Source organism: Iodobacter fluviatilis (genome assembly GCF_004194535.1).
GTDB lineage: Bacteria > Pseudomonadota > Gammaproteobacteria > Burkholderiales > Chitinibacteraceae > Iodobacter > Iodobacter fluviatilis_A.
This window is the reverse complement of the sequence record NZ_CP025781.1, coordinates 323510-343627: the sequence shown is the minus strand read 5'-3', so window position 1 is coordinate 343627 and position 20118 is coordinate 323510. Positions and strand designations below refer to the sequence as shown.

Here is a 20118-nt window from a genome sequence, read left to right as displayed (position 1 = left end):
TCATTCAATTAAATTGCATGTCATTTTAATTGGCCTGTCTAGCCATTTTTCAGGATATTTGATACTGCTCATATAAATCAATGCTTAAATTAAATCAATACCTAAATACCGATAGTAGAACCTTGTAAAGATATGGCTGCATGATTGCCTTGGTTTATCTGAAAGAGGCATTTATGCAGCATACCCGTGGTTTTACTCTGATTGAAGTCATGATTACCGTAGCAATTATTGGGATTTTGGCGAGTATTGCCGTGCCCAGTTATCAAGATTATGTCATGCGCAGCAGGCTGCTTGAGCCACAAAGTAAGCTGAGCGAGCGCCGTGTGCAGCTTGAGCAATTTTTTATGAATAACCGCACGTATCTTGGCTTTCAATGTAAACAAGATGCGGTGGGCTCAGAAAGTTTTAATCTTGATTGCAGTGATTTACAAGCCAATCAATACACCCTTACTGCTCAGGGTATAGGGAGAATGAACGGCTTTATCCTGAGCCTTGATGACCAAGGCATCAAGGCTACGCTTGCCGCACCCAGCGGCTGGACACCAAGCGATAGCTGCTGGATTAGCAAGAAGTCAGGTTGCTGATGATGCTGATCAATAAGTCATATCAAAATAAGTCATCCCAAGAGCAAGGCTTCACGCTGATTGAGCTGATGATTACGCTTTTGATTTTTGGCATCCTTATTGCGTTGGCGGGGCTTTCATTTCAAGGCTGGATAAAAGGCACTGAGCTGCGTACCTATGCAGAGTCATTTCAAAGTGCTGTGCAGCAAGCCAGATCCGAAGCGATTAAACGTAATGGTTATGTTGAGCTGCTGCTCACCAATGATCAGGTGGGGGCCAACAATCGCCAAGCCAATGCGGTGACTCAAAGTAGCAATGGCAGCGCGTGGTTGATTCGGGCCTGTCCAGATTGCGTCAATATCAATACGGAGCCCACTAATAAAGCCCCCCGTTATCCTTATATAGATGGGAAAAACGTGGCTGAAGGCAATTCGGCGCGCTTTAATTTGCAAGCTGATCAAACGCTGCTTCGCTTTGATGCCTTAGGGCGGGCGCATTCACCGCTCACCTTGATCGTGGCGGATACCGCCCAAAGAGCGTTGCTGGCTGATTGCGATAGAGCCCCCGCCGGTAACAGCACTGTAAAAAACCCTGCCCGTATTTGTCTGCGTGTTGATGAGGGCGGCAATGCTCGCCTGTGCATGCCAGATGCGCCTGAAAGCAATCCTGCTACCTGTGTAAGGAGTTAAGCGATGATGAGTCGTCATCAGCAACGCGGCTCGATGCTGCTTGAGTGCCTAATCGGCATCAGTATTTTTTCATTTGGTGTATTGGCCTTAATGGCCTTACAAGGCAATGCAATGCGCCACGCCAGCAGCAGTAGCACTCGTACTACCGCCACACAGTTGATTCAGCGTTTGGATGGGGAGATGCGAGTCAGTATGGATAATCTGGACGATTTTCAAATGACCAGCTGCAGCGGGGCCAAAGCAGGGCCAGCAGCATTATGGGCAGAGGCCGTGCAGGCTAACCTTAGCGGTGCTCAGTGTAAGGTGGAAATTCAGGCCAATAGTGCGGGCAGTACCCCTTGCTCAAGAAGGGCAACCATCTCAATTGCATGGCCTGTGGCACGCGGGGCCAATACTGGGGTTAAGGAAGGCGAGCTTGCCGGATCAAACCAAGCAATCAGTATTGCCGATATTAAAACGATCAGTGAAAACAATAATCCTTATGAAACAATCCACTTATTGTGTGGTAGCTAAGATGCAGCGCGAATCTGGTTTTGGTCTGATTGAGATGATGGTTTCTATGGTCATCGCTTTACTTGCCTCGGTGGCTATTTATCAAACATTTAATAGTAGCGAGGGATTTCGCCGCTCCACATTAGGTAATGGCAATGCCCAAAGCAGTGGTGGGATTGCTGTTATTCAAATCCAAAAAGATTTAGAGCGTGCAGGTTATGGTATTAGTATAAATAGGGCTCTTAATTGTAATGTGGTATCAATTAATTCACAATTTAGTAATTTTCCACTTGTGCCGGTGCTGATTGACCGTGGTGCGCGTTCAGATCGCATAACTATTTTATATGGCAATTCTAATGCGGGTGGAATGCCTGCTTTATTTGGTGAGGCCACAAATCATAGTAATGGTGATGATCAGTTTGCCAATATACTACTGGCTGGGCAGTATAAAGCCAATGATTTAGTGGTCATTTGGCCGGATTCAGGCTCTGGCTCTGCGGCAAACTGCCCCTTGTTTCAAGTGACTTGCACCAATGGTAATTGCCCCGCTGGCAATCGGCCCATATCTACCAAGGATTTTGCTTTAGGGCATAGGGATAATGCATGGAATAGCCGTAATCAAAATGCGCCATTTCCAGAATCCCTGCCTTTAAGTACCACTCGCTTAATGAATTTTGGCTCTATGGTGCGCAGAAGCTATTGCGCATATCAATCTGGCAATCCAAATGGGTGCAATGGGGCAAGTAATTTGAGCGATGGCAGCTTAATTAGCCAAGATGCCTTAGATGGGAAAACTGCTTTAGATGGAAAGTGGAAAACCACGACTGAAAATATCGTTCAGCTAAAAGCAGAATATGGGCTGGATACAGGCTCTGGTGCTGATCATATTGCGAATACGGTGCAAAAGTGGACCAATACAACCCCATCGGATCATAAAACATGGAAGCAGCTCATTGCAATTCGTTATGCCGTCTTAGTACGCTCCGCTTATGCAGAAAAACCTGATCGAAATGGGCAGTGTAGTGCCACAAAAAGTGGACAAAAATTTAAATGGGCTGGAGGATATTTTTCCGAGCCTGAGAATACCTTGGGCAGTAATACAGATTGGAAGTGCTATCGCTATAGCGTGCATGAAACCGTTGTACCACTGCGTAATCAATTGATATTAAATCAGCCTGATTTAATTAAATAAGCACAAATGAGGCTTTTAGCTACCTAGATTGATGAGGCATGGCAGGCTGAAGTTGCTTCTTTATGGCTTTAAAGTTGTGGTACATCAATAAAATGAGTAGATATAAATGGAAATACTTAATGCCCAAGTAATAATTTAAGCGTTTTAAATATTGCTTATGCAGCACAACTTAATACAAATAGCGAGTAGATATGCCAATTTCATCAAGTGTTAAACGAGGCTTAGTTTTAAAACAAACGGGTTTGGTTTTACTGATTGCTTTGATTGTACTGGTGGTCATGAGTTTAGGATCGATTGCCTTGGTGCGTTCAATGATAGCCACCAATCAATTGGCCAATAATTTAGCTTTGCGCCAAGGAACCACGGCGGCGGCCGATGTGGCGCTGGAGAAAGCAAGATATTGGCTGGTGGCAACGTCAATACGCCAGCCGCGTACGTTAGATCAGGAATCTAGAGCCAATGGTTATAGCCCAATAAATATTGATACCCCTGTTGAGGGTAATCATTGGGCCGATGACGTGGCGTGGGTGTGGGCAAATCCAAGTAGTGGGAATACGGCGCTGGCTCAAAGTACTGGAATAGCTAAAACCAGTAATGCTAATGGCTATAGCGTAGCCTATTTTATTCAAAGAAATTGCAAAACAGCAGGCCGTAAAACCCCAAATGACAGTGCTTGTGATTTGCAAAAAATGTCACCTAGCGCACAAGAAAGTAAGTCTATTTATCAGATGACTTATCAGATTACGGTAAGGGTGCAAGGCCCTAAAGATACCGTGAGTTTTTATCAGAGCACCTTGTATTAATACTGGCGTGCAAAGAAATATCAATGATCGTGGTTTGGTGCTGATTGAATACACTCTAATTATTAAATAATAAATGCTGGAGTTTGTTTCCTTTGCATAAAGATAAAAAAAATTATTTGTGATTTTTATCGGTAGTCGTTATTGCACCCTATCAGTTTATTTAATGCCCCGCTTAGTTTCTACGGAGAAAGTGATGAAAAAAATTGCCTTTTGTATTTTGGGCTTGAGTGTAAATGCACTTGCTGCCCAGACAGCAGATCAACCTTTATCCACATTAAGTATCGGGGATGCTAAGCCAAATGTCATGTTTGTAATTGATGATTCAGGCTCTATGGCGTGGAGTTTTATGCCTGATTCGACCAGTTCAAATAAAGGTAAACCCAGTTATAGAAATGCGCAATGTAATACCGTTTATTACAACCCTAGTACGGTTTATGCTGCGCCCGTCAAAGCAGATGGTAGTAGTATGCCCAATGCATCGTTTAATAATGCCTCGTACGATGGTTTTGATACGGGGCGTAGAGGTGGGCCATCAAATAAAATTACATATAATTTAGCAAATCAATTTTTTGCCTATGATAATGTAGGTAGTGGAAATGGTGGTAATGATTCATTGCAAGCTGCTTACTATTATAATTTTAAAAATGGTGCCCCTTCAAAAAATGATTGCGATAGAGCCTCATACAATCAATTGTGGGAAAAAAAGTTAATTAACCCCGCTGAACAGCCGAATTTTGCTAACTGGTTTAGTTATTACCGCACCCGTATGCTGATGATGAAGTCCAGCGTAGGTATTGCATTTGCCCCAGTTGGTGATCGCTACCGTGTGGGTTATTCATCTATTAATAAGCTTTTAAGATCAAATTATGACCGCAATAGTTTTTTAAATATCAATACCTATGACAATAGCCAAAAAAATAACTGGTACAGCTTACTTTATGCCACTCCACCCGTAGGTGGCACGCCATTAAAAAAAGCGCTCAATACCATTGGCCTGATTTATTCAGGAAAAATGCCTTCCTCAAGTGTGACAGACCCTATGCAATACACTTGCCAGCAGAATTTTACGATTCTGACTACTGATGGTTATTGGAATAAATCGGGAGATGAGGTCAATGTTGGGGATACGGATGCAGGAGCAGATATTCCATTGCCGATGAGGGATCCTAACCGGCAGGCTAATACCCTGGCCGATGTGGCAATGCATTATTTTAAAAATGATATTCGTCCAAGTATGGAGAACAACACGCCAGGCGTAGAGGCTTTTGCTGGCGGGGCTAAGGGCCGACAAGTGATGCGCACCTACACGCTGGGGTTGGGCGTGGATGGTACATTAAACCGCAAGAATTACCCTGACCCTTTGTCTGGCTATGTACCTTGGCCCAGGGTGGTGGGGGATACAGACAGCACGATTGATGATCTGTGGCATGCGGCGGTTAATGGCGGCGGGCAATTCTTTAGCGCCAAAGACCCGAGTGCGGTTGCCGCAGGGCTATCGAGTGCGCTGAGTGATATTGAAGCAAAGACTGCCTCCGTGGGATCTGCCGATGTATCTAACTCTTTTATGAGCGCCGCTGATCGCTCTATTTATTACAGCTCCTTTAAAACTGTGGTTTGGTCGGGCAATGTAGTGGCCAATACTTTAAATCTAAAAACAGGACAGCCGGACCCAATGCCACTTTGGTCTGCACAAGATGTACTGGGTGCAATGAATCCAGATAACAGAAAGATTTACACCTGTAGTGCTACAGCCTGCAATAGCTTGACTGATTTCAAAACCAGTAATAGCGCACTTAACAGTGCTTTAAGCAATGGTGTAGCAAGGTTGAATACTAATAATGGCTTAAGCAGTGAGCAGCAAAAAAATAACACCTCTGGGGCATTAATTAATTACCTGCGGGGTGATCAGGGCAATGAGTTTAAGCCCGTAGCACTGAACCCGAGTTCCTTGTATCGCATCCGGAACGGGCGTTTGGGCGCAATTGTGCATGGTGGGGTGAGCTTTGTTAAAAAGCCGAATAAATCATATACCGATGCTGGTTATGTGGACTATGTGCGCAGCAATACCAACCGCCTTGGTATGGTGTATGCCCCTGCCAATGATGGCATGCTGCATGCTTTTAGGGCAGATACGGGGGCTGAAGAATGGGCGTTCATTCCGCCTAGCGTTGTGCCTAATTTATGGCAGCAGGCTGACCGTAGCTTTACTCGTGACTTTAAATACTCCGTTGATGGGGCACCCACCATTGCGGATATTAAAGTGGGCAGTAATTGGAAAACCGTTCTCATCGGAGGCTTAAGAGGCGGTGGCGGTGAGTTTTATGCGCTCGATATTACTAACCCTAGGGTCCCCAGCCTTTGTGGAGCTTTAGTGATGCTCGCTTAGGGCAAACTTATGGGTTTCCAGTGGTAGGTAAACTCAACGGCCAATGGAAAGTGCTGCTTAGTAGCGGTTACGATAATAGCGATGGCAAGGGCTATGTGTTTGTGCTGAATGCGGGCACTGGGGCGCTGGAGCAAACGCTATCAACGTCTTGCGTCAATAGTGGCACTACGGCAGGTGGGCGCTGTGGCATCGCTAAAATTGGCGTATTGATGGAGCGTCAAAATGTGGACGATAGTATTTTGATGGCTTATGCAGGCGATTTGGCCGGTAATCTTTGGCGCTTTAAGTTGGGCGATGGCAGCAGCCAAGCGATCAAAGTAGCCCAAACGGGCACGGATGCACTACGCCAGCCAATTACGACTGCGCCAGTGATTGTTCCTCATGATGTAAATAGCGCTACACCCATGCATTACCTTACGTTTGGTACGGGGCGTTATTTGAATCAGGCCGATATGGTAAGCAGTGATACCCAAACGTTTTATGGGCTGATTGTGAATCCTGCAAGTGCCATTATGGATAACAGCTTTGCGGCCCTGCGGACTTCAACGGCTTTAAGCCCGTTGGTCTTAGAAAAAACCTGCGATAAAACTATTAAAGATAACCTGGGTGGCAGCGTAGGGATGATAGACACGGTAGATACGGGCAATTTATCGGATAAATGCAGCTCAACTTCCGATTATGACACCATCACTTTAAAACGGGCGGCTAATCAAGTGCCAGCCGGAGATTTACTATCATGCAAGCAGCAGCTCAAAGGCTGGCGGGCAGATATGATGTTTACCAAAGAGCGGCTTAGTGTTCACGCCGATTGAAATTTGACCCACCCTGCCGATCGAATTTTGACCCAGGGCCGAGCGTTGCTTTTTATCGGAGCAACTGTGCATAAGTCTAGCAAATAGCGGGCCACTCACCCGCTATTTTTACGCCTTCAGGTTCGGCTTAAAACCGCTCAGCCTCGGTACGCGCTTCCTCCTTTCTGCTTTGCTCCCTTTGTTTTATCTTCGTTTTTGCTGCTAAGCTGCTGTGCTGGAAACGGTAGGAGTCATTCCCCGTTTCTACAATGTGGCAATGGTGCGTCAGCCGATCCAACAACGCCGTCGTCATCTTGGCATCGCCAAATACACTCGACCATTCCGAGAAGTTCAGATTCGTGGTGATGATGACGCTGGTGTGCTCATAGAGCTTCGACAACAAATGAAACAGCAATGCGCCTCCGGCCTGACTAAAGGGTAAGTAGCCCAGTTCATCCAAAATCACCACATCCACTCGCATCAGCGCGAGTGCAATACGACCTGCTTTGCCTTCACGTTTTTCTTTTTCCAGTAAATTGACCAAATCCACGGTCGAATAAAAACGGCCGCGCTTGCCGTGATGCGTGATCCCGCCGATCGCTAACGCCGTGGCCAAATGTGTTTTACCCGTGCCTGGGCCGCCAATCAGTACGGTATTTTGTGCCGTGTCGGTAAAGGCCAATGTCGCCAGTTGATTGACCAGTGCTTGATCTGCCTTGCTCGCGCTAAAGTCAAATCCCGCTAAATCACGATGCACGGGAAACTTCGCTGCGCTCATTTGATGCTGAATCGAGCGCACCTTACGATCGCTGTGTTCTGCTTGCAATAAATGCTCAATCAGCCAGCCACACGTTTCCATACTCTGGCCGCCCTGGCTCTTCAGATCCAGCCAAGCGGCCGCCATCCCATGCAAGCGCAAGGCTTTGAGTTCAACACTCATCTCATGCATGGCTCGACTCCTCGTGGTCGCTGTCGAACTCGCTCGCTGCACGCAAGCCGTCGTAACGCTGGGTGTTCGCCTGCGGTTCTTCTACTAATTGCAGCTGCGTTTCAGCGCTAATAGCGGACGGTGGGTCATTCAATCGCGCCACTACATTTAAAATGTGTTCAATGCTGATGACGCCTGACTCCAGTACCAACTCAACCGCAACCAGTACTGCATCCAAACCCGCCACCGGAACCGTGGCCAGCACTTGCGCCATCACCTTGTCTCCCCCGTTACGCCGTAACAACCTTTCCTTGAGCTGCAATAAGGGCGCAGGCATCGACGTAAAGGGCGCACCATTGCGTAAGGCCCCCGGCTTACGGGCAATCAGCGGAATATAGTGCAGCCAATCAAAGCTCACCTGCTGTTGCCCCGTCAGCCGCTGATGTCGGGCCATGATTTCATTATTCGCCACCACCACAACTTGCGTGGGATACAAGCGCACACTCACACGCTGCCGCGACCATTCACAAGGCACCGAGTAACGATTGCGCGCGACGGTGATTAAACAGGTGCTGGAAACCCGAGCCAGATGCTCAACGTAACCATCAAACGGGGTCGGCATCGGCATCATTTCTAAACGCTCTTGCTCCAACATCTCGGCAATGCTCAGACCTTTGAATTCGGGATGCCTGAGCACGCCCCATAAGACGCGACAACGCTCGGCCAGCCACGCATTCAATGCGTCAAAGGTACTGAACTTGATGCTTTGCGCCTCCAGCCAGATTCGCCGCCGACTATCTTGGACATTCTTTTCAACCACGCCTTTTTCCCAGCCAGAGGCGACATTGCAAAAGTCGGGATCAAACAAATAATGGGCGCACATCACCGAGAATCGGGCATTCACGATCCGGCCTTTGCCTTTCAATACCTTATCAACAGCGGTCTTCATATTGTCGTAAATGCCTCGGCGCGGCACACCCCCTAAAGCCGCAAAGGATCGAGTATGCGCATCGAACAACATTTCATGCCCTTGACTGGGATAGGCCACTAACCAGAAGGCGCGACTGGCACACAATTTCAGATGGGAAACTTGAATGCGCCGATAAATACCACCAATAAGTAGATGCTCCTCACTCCAATCAAATTGAAAGGCTTCGCCCAAAGCAAATTGCAAGGGCACAAAACCCTGTGGGGTCTTACCGGCTTTGCCCCGCCAAGCACGAACGAAATCAGTGACGCCACTGTAAGCCCCTGTATAACCCTCAGCTTGAATCTGCTCAAACAAGGCTTTGGCGGTGCGACGATTCTGCTTGGATCGGAAGGAGTCGGCAGTCAGGGCTTGTTCTAGAGTGGCATGATAGGGCGTCAGTTTGCCAGGCTTACGCTGCCGTACGTATTGCGGCTCAGCCTTGGCAGCGGGTTTGCGAACCCAAGCGCGAATAGTGTTACGCGCCAGCCCCGTGCGCTTGGTGATTTCGTGCAGCGACAGATTATCGCGAAAATACATCCTGCGGATTTTGCCCATCATTTCCATGGTGATCACCTTTTATCCTCTGCTCAAGAGTTAAGCAGAATAAGTAAAGCACCTGGGTCAATTTTGGATCGGCAGAACTAGCTGTGGTGGGTCAGTTTTCGGTCGGCGTCAACACGGCTTAGCAATGATCCCGTTGTTCTGGCAGAAACAGCCCGTTTTTCTACGAGTATTCCAGGTGGTGACGTGTGTACTGCAGGCGGTGTGGGGCGGCAATATACATTGCCTTTAAATATCAGCAAAGACTGGCTGTGCTCTAACCCATCAACCGATCAGTATCTTACCGTTGGCAAAAACCAAAATGACCAAATGCTTGAAGATCCAAAACAAGTGCCTACGATTGTTACGCCAACGGACGATAGCAAGTTGGTTAATCCTGATGGCACTTTAAACAATGGGCCTGCTTTACTTAACTCCCAGCTCAAAGGCCGCCGCAGCTCTTGGACTGAACTAGTACGCTAAATAAAAAACACCACTGTATGAGAATTGCAGTGGTGTTTTTTAAGTGTTAAATAAAATAATTCAATACCCCGTCTAACCCTACCTGATTAATGCAATAGGGCGCTTCACGCTGTACTAACGGTTTGGCGTGGCAGGCTACGCCAAAGCCTGCTGCTTTGAGCATGGGTAAATCATTGGCTCCGTCGCCCATGGCAACCACTTGGTCGCTGCGTAATCCCAGCTCTTCTCGGTATTTGATGAGCTCGGCTTGTTTGCGCTCTGCATCTACAATATCGCCGATGACTTTGCCGGTGAGTTTGCCATTTTCAATTTCTAAAATATTGGCAATGGCGCGAGATAGCCCCAGCCTGCTTTGTAGTTTTTCGGTAAAGAAGGTAAAGCCGCCTGAAATTAATAGCGTTTTGGCTCCTGCGTCCTGAAAGCCTTTGAGCATGGCCTCTGCGCCAGGCATGAGCTTGAGTCGTTCGATGTAAACGCGCTCTAAGGCGCTTTCATCTAAGCCTGCCAGCAGCGCTACACGGCGGCTGAGGCTTTCTTTAAAGTCGATTTCACCGCGCATGGCGCTGGCGGTAATTTCAGAAACCTGCGTTTTTATGCCTTGCATATCGGCAATCTCATCGATGCATTCGATGGTGATCAGCGTTGAATCCATATCCATCACCACAAGGCCAATATCCCGCACGTTGGTTTCCTCGGGGATAAAAGCAAAATCGAGCTGATTGGATTCGCAAAAATCCGCCACAGCTTCTTCATTGCTGATATCTGCACCTTGTAAACGAAACGCTTGCTGGTGGATGGCCTCGATGCTATGCGCACCCGCAAGGCGAGCGAGTTGTTTTAGGTTTTGGGTGGAAATTTCTGGCGCTTGGATAACAAGACGAAACATAGGAGATTCTCTGCAGGTATTTAGCGAGGGGCTTGATTGTAACCTTGCTTGGGCAATGCAGCAAAAAGAGGCTTTATTCTTGGGTGACGTTTTTAAAATGACTAGATTCGCGCACGCGCTCGATATCTTGCCAAATATCTTGGCTTTGTTTGAGTTTGCGCTTTTGATAGTCATGCGAAAAAGCGAGGAATAAATCGCTGACTAGAAAGGGCTGGGGTAATTTTTCTATGGTTTTTGCATATTCTGGATGTGATTTTAGGCTGCGAACGCTCTGGCGTTCTTCAGCTACGGCGATTTGAATGATCCCCATATCTAGTTTTCTGAAGAGGTCATCCACCGATTGCGAGCTATCTTCAATAGGAATTTTTTTTTGCTTAAGGATATTGGCGGCTAAATAACCCGCTTGTACGCCGACAGGGCCTTGCAAGGTGGAGAACTGCTGTCCATCCCAAAAGCTGGTGCTGTCTTTATGCCGATAAACCGAGCGGGTTGTGGTGAGTAGCCGGTATTCGTGCTGCGGTTCTGCTTGATTATTGATGGGGAAAGCTGCAATGCTGCGCCGCTCTGGCAAATAGGCAATGCCAATAACGCCATCGTAGCTGCCCGCTTGTACTTCTTTAAGGCAGCGTTTCCAAGGCAGAGCCTTATAAGTGAAGCTGATATTAAGCCGATCAGCAACCATATTAAGCAGATAAAAACTTAAACCTGTGCCATTTTTTAAGGTGCTGGGATAAGCGTCTTCGTTATCAAAGCAAAGTTTGACGTTTTCTTGGGCTGCAGAGAGTGGGCTATAGAGGGAGAGGGTGAGGCAGCTCAGAAGAAAGAGGCTTTTCATGATAAGGCTCGCTAAATTTCTAGCTTAAGCATAGCGCGCCTCTTCTTCTTTGCTGGATTTTGGCGCTTATTTAGCGGCTTATGCGCCGCAGCACTTTTTGAATTTTTTGCCGCTACCACAGCTGCAAGGGTCATTGCGGCCAATTTTAGGCTGGGTATGCACCACGGTTTCTACTTTGCCAAATTGTTTATTTAGCCACCAGTGCAGCACGTCTTCGATCAGCCAAGGCAGCTCGTCAATCAGCGCATCGCGGGCTTTAATGCTTAATACTTGTTCTTCGTCATCAGGGTGATGGCCTAGTTCTAAGGTCAGAATCTTGGCGACGACTTCGTAAAGGTCTTCGTTTTCATCCAGCGTGTCTTGCCAGAGGTCTTCGCGCAGCAAAATACCCGCTCTAAAGCCAGATGCCCAGTAAGCGCCCAGCATTTCACGCCATTTTTCATCGATGCCTTCATCTTGCAGCACGATCGGTACATACATCGGCTCTTCGGTTTCTTTATTGCGCGCTTTCAGTGAAAACGCGGCTTGAATAGCGGCGTGGTGACGTTGGATCAGGGCGATGATCTCATCTTTTTCTTCCGCGTCTTTAAATTCTGGCGCTTGGCCTTCAAAAATATGCGGCAGCCATTCTTCTTCAGGCGCCTGTTCTGGGCTGATGGCCAGCGCAACAAAGAAGCCATCGAGCATTTCCAAATCCATCGTTTCTGCGCCAGTGGCTTCAGACATTAAAAACGCATCTAGGCGTTCTAGTTCGGCTTGCTTTAGTGCTGACATACTGTATTTCCAATAAGTGTAAAAAATTCTAAAAGGTCTGTAGACACAGAGCTAAATGAGAACACGGAGCACACAGAGAAACCCTAAGGAGAGAATAGTTTTTTCTCCGTGTGCTCTGTGTTCTCCCCTGATCTCGGTGTCTACAGAAGTTAGGGGTTGAAGGGTTTAATTCCCACCTCGTAGCAACCCCAACAACGCTGCGGTATCCATTTTGCCTGTGGCTTCTCCGCCTTCGAGCAGGCTGTCGGCGAGGTCGCGTTTTTCGGCGTGCAGGTTAATAATTTGCGCTTCAATGGTGTCTTTGGCCACAAGGCGGTAAATGGTAACCGGCCTTAGCTGGCCCATACGATGGGCTCGATCAGAGGCTTGGTCTTCCACCGCTGGATTCCACCATGGGTCTAGGTGGATCACATAATCGGCGGCGGTTAGGTTTAAGCCGGTGCCGCCGGCTTTTAAGCTGATTAAAAACACATCGCCAATACCCGCCTGAAAAGCATCAACGCGTTTTTTGCGCTCCATAATCGGTGTGCTGCCATCCAGATATTGGTAGCTGATGCCTTTTTCTTCCAGCCATTCACGCACAATCGCTAGATGATCGACAAACTGGCTGAAAACCAGTGCTTTATGCTTGTTTTCAAGCAGCTCTTCGGTAATTTCTGCAAAGGCGGCGAGTTTACTCGCAGTGAGCGTGGATGTGGGCAGTACCAGCTTAGGATTGCAACAAAAGCGGCGTAAACGGGTGATTTCGGCTAGTACTCGCATGGCGCGGTTTTCATCCCCACCTGCGGCATCGAGCTTTTCTACTGCTTCTTGGCGTAGTGCCTCGTATAAATGGCGCTCATCTTTGGATAGCTCAACTTGCAGGGTGATTTCGGTGCGCGGCGGTAATTCGCTGAGCACTTGCGTCTTGGTGCGGCGCAGGATAAACGGTTGGATCAGTTTTTTCAAATGCCCACGGGCGGTTTTATCACCACGCTCTATTGGGCCGCTAAATTTGGCGGCAAAGCGCTCTTTCGATCCAAGCAGGCCAGGGTTGATAAAACGGAATAAATTCCACAGCTCGCCAAGGTGGTTTTCTACGGGTGTGCCGCTGGCAATCATTTTGAAATCGGCATTGAGCGCCATTGCCGCTTGGCTTCGCTTGGTGGCGGCGTTTTTAATTGCCTGCGCTTCGTCTAATACCACGGTATGCCAGTGCTGAGCCGCAAAGGCCTCTGCATCTTGCTGCAACATACCGTAGCTAGCGATGACTAAATCAAATGAGCCTAAATCGCTGAGGTCACGGTTGGTGTGATAAGTCTGCACTTTTAGCGTGGGTGCAAAGCGGATGGCTTCGGCTTGCCAGTTTAGCGCCACCGATAGCGGGGCAATCACCAGCGCGGGGCCTTGCGGCGCGCGGGTAAGCAGCAGCGCTAGGGACTGTACGGTTTTGCCCAAACCCATATCATCGGCCAAACAAGCTCCCACGCCCCAACGGGCAAGGCGGGATAGCCACTGAAAGCCTTCTAGCTGATAGTCGCGTAGCTCGGCTTGCAGGGTGGAGGGCACTTTTGGTTGGAAATCGGCGAGGGAATCAAGCTTAGCCACTTGTGCTTGCCATTCGGCATCGCTTTGTAAATCGCCCACTTCACCGGCTAGCTCGGCCAGCAGTGGCGCGGTCAGTGCGCTGATTTTTAGCCCGTCTTTGCCCATCTCGGCCAGCACGCGCAATTCATCTAGACGCTTTTTAAAGGCTTCGGTAAGGGCCAGATAATCGCCATCGCCCAATGGCAGGAAGCGGCCTTCGGCTTTATCCATCATTTGCAAGAGTTCGCGCAGCGCCAGTACGCGGCCATCGTCTAGCGTTAGCTCGCCACCCGCAACAAACCATTCGCCTTGTTTTTTAACCGTGAGCGACATTTGCGCAAGGCCACGGGTGCTATTTAGGCGGAAACGCTCGCCTTCAGGCCACACCAGCTGCAGCGTATCGTCGCCAAAGGTTTTTAGCTCGGCTAATAGCTCAAGGCAAAGCTCGGGATGGAATAGCTCCCACTCCAGACCATTTTGCTCCGCTTGCGATAAGGTAGGGGATGCATCAATTACGCGTTTCAGGCGTTTTTTCTCAAGGCTTAAATCCCGCACGGCCTGCACGGCACGGCCTTCGATCTCGCCGAGTACATTTACACTGCCTTTAGCGGGCGTCATCCAGCTGCCACCTGCCATTGGGCGCACTAAGAGCTGCAAACGCAGGCCTTCTTGCAGGGGCAAAAGATGGGCGTAAAGCGTGACATCGGCGGGTACTGATTCCACATGTGCTGCTAGCTCGGGCAGATCAGAGTGAATGGCAATATGCGGAGCAATCGCAGTAATGACATCCACCAGCTGCGCTTTGGCGGCGACGGGAACCGCCAGGCCCGTACCCAAAATGCCTGCAATTTGCTTGATTTCTGGGCTGCTGCTGTAAATCACTAAGCGGGTTGGGGTTTCTTTTTTCCAAATAAATGGCGCGTTGCTATCCATATCAGGATCGAGCTCTAGCGTGATCTGGCCGTTTTTTTCTTTAAGCAGTAGTGCCACGTCGCCTTTGGCAATGTCGATGCGCACATCGGGTGCATCCAGCCAAAACAGTGCAGGATGTCCGATTAAATGTCCCAGCGCTGTTTCGCCATCCAGCTCGTAATCGCTGCCGCCGTAGTAATTGTTGTACGATTTTCTGATGCAGCTGGCCACGCGTTTATCTTGGTCAGACATTCCCGCCAGCGTGCCTTGCTCTTGTAAAAGTCGGCGCAGCGCTACAGCACGGCCTTTGCTCCAGATGCCTTTGGCGCTTTTCTTTTGTTCGCGTGGCTCGATACGGATATCGCCATGGCTTTCTTCAACTAGCCATGCAATCCGGGTATCGCTGGTGCTGGCTGCGCTGCCCGCTTTAAGCTGGCTAAGCGCTACCAGTGCGCGTTGCCAGCCTTCTTCGCGCACGATGGCGGAGACCAGTGGGGTGAGCTGCTGCTGAGCATGCCAGCCGGGAAAGGCCAGCGGCTTAGCAAATTGGCGGTGGATCAGTACATCCAGCTCGGCAGCGATCCATTGGTAGCCATTTTTTTCTGCTTTACTGCGGGCGGTGATTAGCTTTTTACACCAGCTATCGTCTACATTGCTGTCTTGCCAGAAGAGCGCCAGTGCTTCAAAGAGGCCATCGCAATCGCTAGGTTGGTGTACATAGCTAGGTGAGCTGCTGATCAGCGGTACGCCTAGCACCAAATGATCGCTTAAGGGCTTGAGTGCAAGGTAGGCATAAGCATGCTTTTGCTTATGGCCATCGTCAATTTGTGCTTTGGCGAGCTTTAAGCTGGCGGGGCTGTTCAAGCCTAAGAGCGCCACAATATAGAGCAAGCCATCGGTGTTTTCTAAAAAAAACTTACGCTTACCGCTACCTTGTTTGTGAGCTTTAATTAGCGCTTCGTAAATTTCAACAGCAATGGCGTATTCGCCACGTAATGTGGCTAAGGCGGCGAGGTTTTCGGCTAAAAACTGCGCGGGTGTTTTGGCTTGAATTTGCTTGAGCTGGGCCAGATCGCCCCGCAGCAGCGCATGGGCTGCCAGTTGGGCTGAAAGCAGCGGCCAATCGCAAAAGCTGTTTTCAAACATGCTTAAAGCGTAGTGATAAATGCTGTTGCAGTCGCTTAAACTCCATGCGCTATCAAGTAAGGCATCGTGCACAAGCTGGCTTTGGATTTCATCATCTAGTAAAGAAAATAACAGTTGCCCGCTACTACTTTCAAAAAAATGCTGCGTGAGCTGATGCGCCAAGCCAAGGCGCTGCCGCCATTCACCAAGCAGCTCTAGCTGCCCGCAAAAAGCCGCAAACATGACTTCACGCTGGCAAAATTCAGCATCATAGGTTTTCCAAGGCGAGTACTCATGCTGCTGGGTAAATAGCTCACGCAAACTGCCTACCCAACTGGGCAGCCAGCCGGTTTGTTTTAATTTTAATAGCACTGGAAAAGTGTGTTCATCTTCCAGTGCATAGCCCATCCCCACTTGCAGGGCGATTGCTTTTTGCAGCATCAGACGGGCAAGGCATGCTTTGATTTTAGGTGGATCATAAGCCGTGCCATCGGCCATTTTTTCTTTACGTAGCGTCAGCAGCAAGACCAGCCGTGCCTGAGTGACCGGCTCTTGTAGCAATGCCATAGCGTAAAGCAAAGGCAGATCGTCGGAATGAATGGCGGGAAGAGAAGTCGGCATAGTGGCTTGTTGGTAATGTGAGGATTAAAGTGATGGCCAGAGCAGCGCTTGGGCCACGATGACGTTTTGTCCGTTAAAAATTGCAGCAGGTGAGCTGATGCGAGTTTCTTGGGGAGGACACGATAAACCGTTGTAACCGCCCTAAGAAGACATTAGTGTCTTAGCTCCTGCAGCAGCTCTTTCACTCGCACAGCCCGCAAGGCGCTTTCTGGCCAGTTGCCCTCTACGCGTAATTTATCTTGGCCGCTCATTTTATAATTCTTTTTGTTTTGGATGAGTTTGATTATTTTCATCGGCTCGATCACGGTATTGGTGGTAAAGCTCAGCACGATAGCGACATCACTGGCGTCGATTTTAGCAATGCCCAAGCTGCCAGCAATCATGCGCAGGCGGTGGCAATCGAGTAGTACTTTGGCGGGAGCAGGCAATAAGCCGAAGCGATCGATCAGCTCTTGCATAATGTCATCTAGATCTTCATTGCTTTCACAATGAGCAAGACGTTTATAGAGGCTTAAGCGCTCGTTTACATCGGGGCAGTATTCGGCGGGTAGCAGCGCGGGGGCACGTAGATTGATTTCGGTGGTGACCCCCAGCGGCTGAGATAAATCAGGCTCGATGCCTTTTTTAAGTGATTTAACCGCTTCTTTGAGCATCTGGCTGTAGAGCGAGAAGCCGATTTCCTGCATCTCACCCGATTGCGAGTCGCCCAGCACTTCACCCGCACCGCGGATTTCTAAGTCGTGCATGGCCAGATAAAATCCAGCCCCCAACTCATCCATCATTTGAATCGCTTCAAGGCGTTTTTTAGCGTCGCCGGACAGTGCTTCAGGCTCAGGCACCAGCAGGTAGGCGTATGCCTGGTGATGGCTGCGGCCCACGCGGCCACGCATCTGGTGTAATTGCGCCAAGCCAAATTTATCGGCGCGGTTCATCAAAATAGTGTTGGCGTTGGGGATGTCGATCCCCGTTTCAATAATGGTGGTGCAAAGCAGAATGTTAAAACGCTGCTGGGAAAAGTCTCGCATCACGTGTTCAAGATCGCGTTCACGCATTTGGCCATGCGCCACGCCAACGCGAGCTTCGGGTAGCAGCGTGCTGAGTTTTTCGCGCATATTGTCGATGGTGTCGACTTCATTGTGTAAAAAGAATACTTGGCCACCGCGCTTTAGCTCGCGCAATACCGCTTCGCGGATAATGCCGTCGCTAAATTTGGCAAGAAAGGTTTTAACCGCAAGGCGTTTATTGGGCGCGGTGGCAATCACGGAAAAGTCACGCAAGCCTTCTAGGCTCATCGCCAGCGTGCGCGGAATCGGCGTGGCGGTAAGGGTGAGTACATCCACATCGGCACGCAGCGCTTTAAGCTGCTCTTTTTGCCGCACACCAAAGCGGTGTTCTTCGTCGATAATCACGAGGCCCAGCTTGCTAAATTCCACATCCGGCTGCACTAGCTTATGCGTGCCAATCACAATATCGACCGTGCCTTCCGCCATGCCTTTCATGGTGGCAGCGGCTTCCTTAGCGCTTCTGAAGCGCGAGATTTCCGCCACTTTAATCGGCCAGTCAGAAAAGCGATCGCTAAAGGTTTGGAAATGTTGCTCGGCCAGTAGGGTGGTTGGCACCAAGACGGCTACTTGCTTGCCGCCCGCTACGGCAGCAAAGGCGGCACGCAGCGCGACTTCAGTTTTACCAAAGCCTACGTCACCACACACCAGTCTATCCATTGGTTTGTCGACACGCATATCGACCAATACGGCTTCAATTGCAGCGGCTTGGTCGGCGGTTTCTTCAAAGCCAAAGCCTGCGGCAAAGGCGGCATAATCATGGAAATCCCATTCGAAAGCGTGGCCCTTACGTAGGGCGCGGCGGGCGTAGAGATTAAGCAGCTCTGCGGCGGTGTCTCTGACTTGCTCAGCGGCTTTGTGTTTGGATTTATCCCAACTGCCACTGCCTAATTTATGTAGGGGGGCCGCGTCTGCGCTACCACCGGAATAACGGCTGATGACATGCAGCTGGCTTACCGGCACATACAGTTTATCGTTGCCCGCGTATTCAATGACGACTAGCTCGGTTTCGCCCTCACCCAAATCCATGCTGGTTAGGCCGGAGTAGCGACCAATACCGTGGCCTTCGTGCACCACAGCATCGCCAATTTTTAGCTCGGATAAATCGCGCAGCATGGCATCAGTATTACTACGCTTTTGCTGACGCTTACCACGGCTTTGCGCCACCATTTCATACAGATTGGCTTCGGTAATAATCGCCAGTGCGCTGTCGTTTAAGATAAAGCCGTTGTAAAACGGCGCGGCGGTAAGCAGAACCTGCTCTTTACTGGCTTGGATATCGGCCCAGCTTTCGATCAGTTTAGGTTTAAATCCGTACTCAGCAAAAAACTGTGCCATGGTTTCGCGGCGGCCAAGGCTTTCGGCACATAGCAAAATACGTCCTTTAAATTGGGCAATAAAATCTGTGAGCTTGCTGATTGGGTTTTCGCTGCGTCGGTCTACATTTAGAGCGGGCAGGGTGGTGCTGAATGCAGAATCACCGGCAATAAATTCAATACGGCGGTGTTGTTTTAAGCCGCTAAATAGCGCATCGGGCGTGAGGTAGAGATCTTTGGGCGCAAGAATTGGCCGCTCTTTGTCGCCAGATAAGTTTCGGTAACGGTCAGAGGTTTCGGCCCAGAATTGTTCCGCAGCGACAAGTAGCTCTCCGTGTTGGGCTAGAACCGCGTCTTTAGGCAAGTAATCAAATAGTGTGGCCGTTTGTTCAAAAAATAGCGGTAGATAATATTCAATCCCAGCGGGGGTGCTGCCGTTACCTATTTCTTTATAAATGCGTGCTTTACTTGGGTCGCCTTCAAATACTTCTCTAAAGCGTTGTCTGAACTGGGTGCGCCCCTTTTCATCGAGCGGAAATTCACGCGCGGGCAAGAGGCGGATTTCGGGAACTGGATAAAGGCTGCGCTGGGTATCCACATCAAAGGTGCGGATGGTTTCGATAACATCGCCAAATAAATCGAGCCGAAAAGGCAGAGTTGAGCCCATAGGGAAGAGATCAATCAGCCCGCCACGGATAGAAAACTCACCTGGCCCATAAACCTGAGTGACATGGCTGTAACCTGCAAATGCCATATCTGCGCGTAGCTGATCTGTATCAAGCCGCTCTCCTTTTTTTAGGAAGAAGGTGTAGGCGGCAAGGTACTCTACTGGGGGCAAAACGCCCATCGCTGTTTGCACGGGTACAATCACCACATCTGCTTGATTCTGACGAATCTGCCATAGCGCAGCTAAGCGCTCCGAAATTAAATCATGGTGCGGGCTAAAATGATCGTAAGCCAGTGTTTCCCAGTCAGGAAACAGCACGATGTTTTTTTGCGGTGCTAGAAAAGCAATTTCTTCTTTTAAGCGGCTGGCCACCTGCGCACTTGATGTAAACACCACCAGTGGGTGGGCAATATTTGCATAGTGGCTTAAGGCCCAAGCATCACCAGATCCATGCAGGGCATTGATTTGGGTGCGTTGGCCGTTTAAGGGGAGTGCAGGCAGAGTCATGGCAGGTGGCA

General features: G+C 49.2%; 15 protein-coding genes. 8 read left to right on the top strand and 7 right to left on the bottom strand.

What is annotated here, in order from left to right; genetic code table 11:
• Positions 1 to 140 precede the first annotated feature (140 nt).
• The 7 genes from C1H71_RS01540 to C1H71_RS01510 all read left to right on the top strand — a co-directional run bounded on the left by C1H71_RS01540 (position 141) and on the right by C1H71_RS01510 (position 6937).
• The gene (locus C1H71_RS01540) at positions 141 to 584 is read left to right on the top strand and encodes a type IV pilin protein (RefSeq protein WP_130105000.1); all 444 of its coding nucleotides are present in this window, start codon (positions 141 to 143) and stop codon (positions 582 to 584) included.
• Positions 584 to 1252 carry a GspH/FimT family pseudopilin gene (locus C1H71_RS01535; protein WP_130104999.1) on the top strand — a complete coding sequence of 223 codons (669 nt, stop codon included), beginning with the start codon at positions 584 to 586 and terminating at the stop codon, positions 1250 to 1252. The genes C1H71_RS01540 and C1H71_RS01535 overlap by 1 nt, the downstream gene beginning before the upstream one ends.
• A gap of 3 nt (positions 1253 to 1255) precedes the next feature.
• Complete coding sequence (locus tag C1H71_RS01530) at positions 1256 to 1765, top strand: type IV pilus modification PilV family protein (RefSeq protein WP_130104998.1); 510 nt, start codon at positions 1256 to 1258, stop codon at positions 1763 to 1765.
• On the top strand, positions 1734 to 2936 hold the full coding sequence (locus C1H71_RS01525) for a PilW family protein (protein ID WP_130104997.1): 1203 nt from the start codon (positions 1734 to 1736) through the stop codon (positions 2934 to 2936). The genes C1H71_RS01530 and C1H71_RS01525 overlap by 32 nt, the downstream gene beginning before the upstream one ends.
• Before the next feature lie 191 nt (positions 2937 to 3127).
• Positions 3128 to 3739 (top strand): hypothetical protein, encoded by a 612-nt coding sequence (locus tag C1H71_RS01520; protein ID WP_130104996.1) that lies wholly within the window; start codon positions 3128 to 3130, stop codon positions 3737 to 3739.
• Between the two features lie 193 nt (positions 3740 to 3932).
• Positions 3933 to 6125 (top strand): pilus assembly protein, encoded by a 2193-nt coding sequence (locus C1H71_RS01515; RefSeq protein ID WP_188053490.1) that lies wholly within the window; start codon positions 3933 to 3935, stop codon positions 6123 to 6125.
• A complete protein-coding gene (locus C1H71_RS01510) occupies positions 6098 to 6937 on the top strand; it encodes a PilC/PilY family type IV pilus protein (protein WP_130104994.1) in 840 nt (279 codons plus the stop codon). Before C1H71_RS01515 ends, C1H71_RS01510 begins: the two co-directional genes overlap by 28 nt.
• Positions 6938 to 7064: 127 nt before the next feature.
• On the opposite strand, the gene istB is transcribed toward C1H71_RS01510, so the two are convergent.
• Both istB and istA read right to left on the bottom strand, forming a co-directional pair.
• Positions 7065 to 7865, bottom strand: a complete 801-nt coding sequence (gene istB, locus C1H71_RS01505) for an IS21-like element helper ATPase IstB (RefSeq protein WP_130104872.1) — start codon at positions 7863 to 7865, stop codon at positions 7065 to 7067.
• Positions 7858 to 9378, bottom strand: a complete 1521-nt coding sequence (gene istA, locus C1H71_RS01500; RefSeq protein WP_130104993.1) for an IS21 family transposase — start codon at positions 9376 to 9378, stop codon at positions 7858 to 7860. The genes istB and istA overlap by 8 nt, the downstream gene beginning before the upstream one ends.
• 183 nt (positions 9379 to 9561) lie before the next feature.
• On the opposite strand from istA, the gene C1H71_RS01495 reads away from it, so the two are divergent.
• Complete coding sequence (locus C1H71_RS01495; RefSeq protein WP_130104992.1) at positions 9562 to 9837, top strand: hypothetical protein; 276 nt, start codon at positions 9562 to 9564, stop codon at positions 9835 to 9837.
• A gap of 46 nt (positions 9838 to 9883) precedes the next feature.
• Here the strand turns inward: C1H71_RS01495 and serB are convergent, their stop codons facing one another.
• From serB to mfd, 5 genes are all read right to left on the bottom strand, one after another.
• Positions 9884 to 10723, bottom strand: coding sequence for a phosphoserine phosphatase SerB (serB, locus tag C1H71_RS01490; RefSeq protein ID WP_130104991.1), 840 nt, complete (start codon positions 10721 to 10723; stop codon positions 9884 to 9886).
• 73 nt (positions 10724 to 10796) lie between these two features.
• Positions 10797 to 11558, bottom strand: coding sequence for a substrate-binding periplasmic protein (locus C1H71_RS01485; RefSeq protein WP_130104990.1), 762 nt, complete (start codon positions 11556 to 11558; stop codon positions 10797 to 10799).
• Between the two features lie 78 nt (positions 11559 to 11636).
• Positions 11637 to 12332: a YecA/YgfB family protein gene (locus C1H71_RS01480; RefSeq protein ID WP_130104989.1), complete on the bottom strand. Its 696-nt coding sequence runs from the start codon at positions 12330 to 12332 to the stop codon at positions 11637 to 11639.
• Between the two features lie 165 nt (positions 12333 to 12497).
• On the bottom strand, positions 12498 to 16556 hold the full coding sequence (locus tag C1H71_RS01475; RefSeq protein ID WP_130104988.1) for a DEAD/DEAH box helicase: 4059 nt from the start codon (positions 16554 to 16556) through the stop codon (positions 12498 to 12500).
• 152 nt (positions 16557 to 16708) lie between these two features.
• Positions 16709 to 20107: a transcription-repair coupling factor gene (gene mfd, locus C1H71_RS01470; protein WP_130104987.1), complete on the bottom strand. Its 3399-nt coding sequence runs from the start codon at positions 20105 to 20107 to the stop codon at positions 16709 to 16711.
• Positions 20108 to 20118 lie beyond the last annotated feature (11 nt).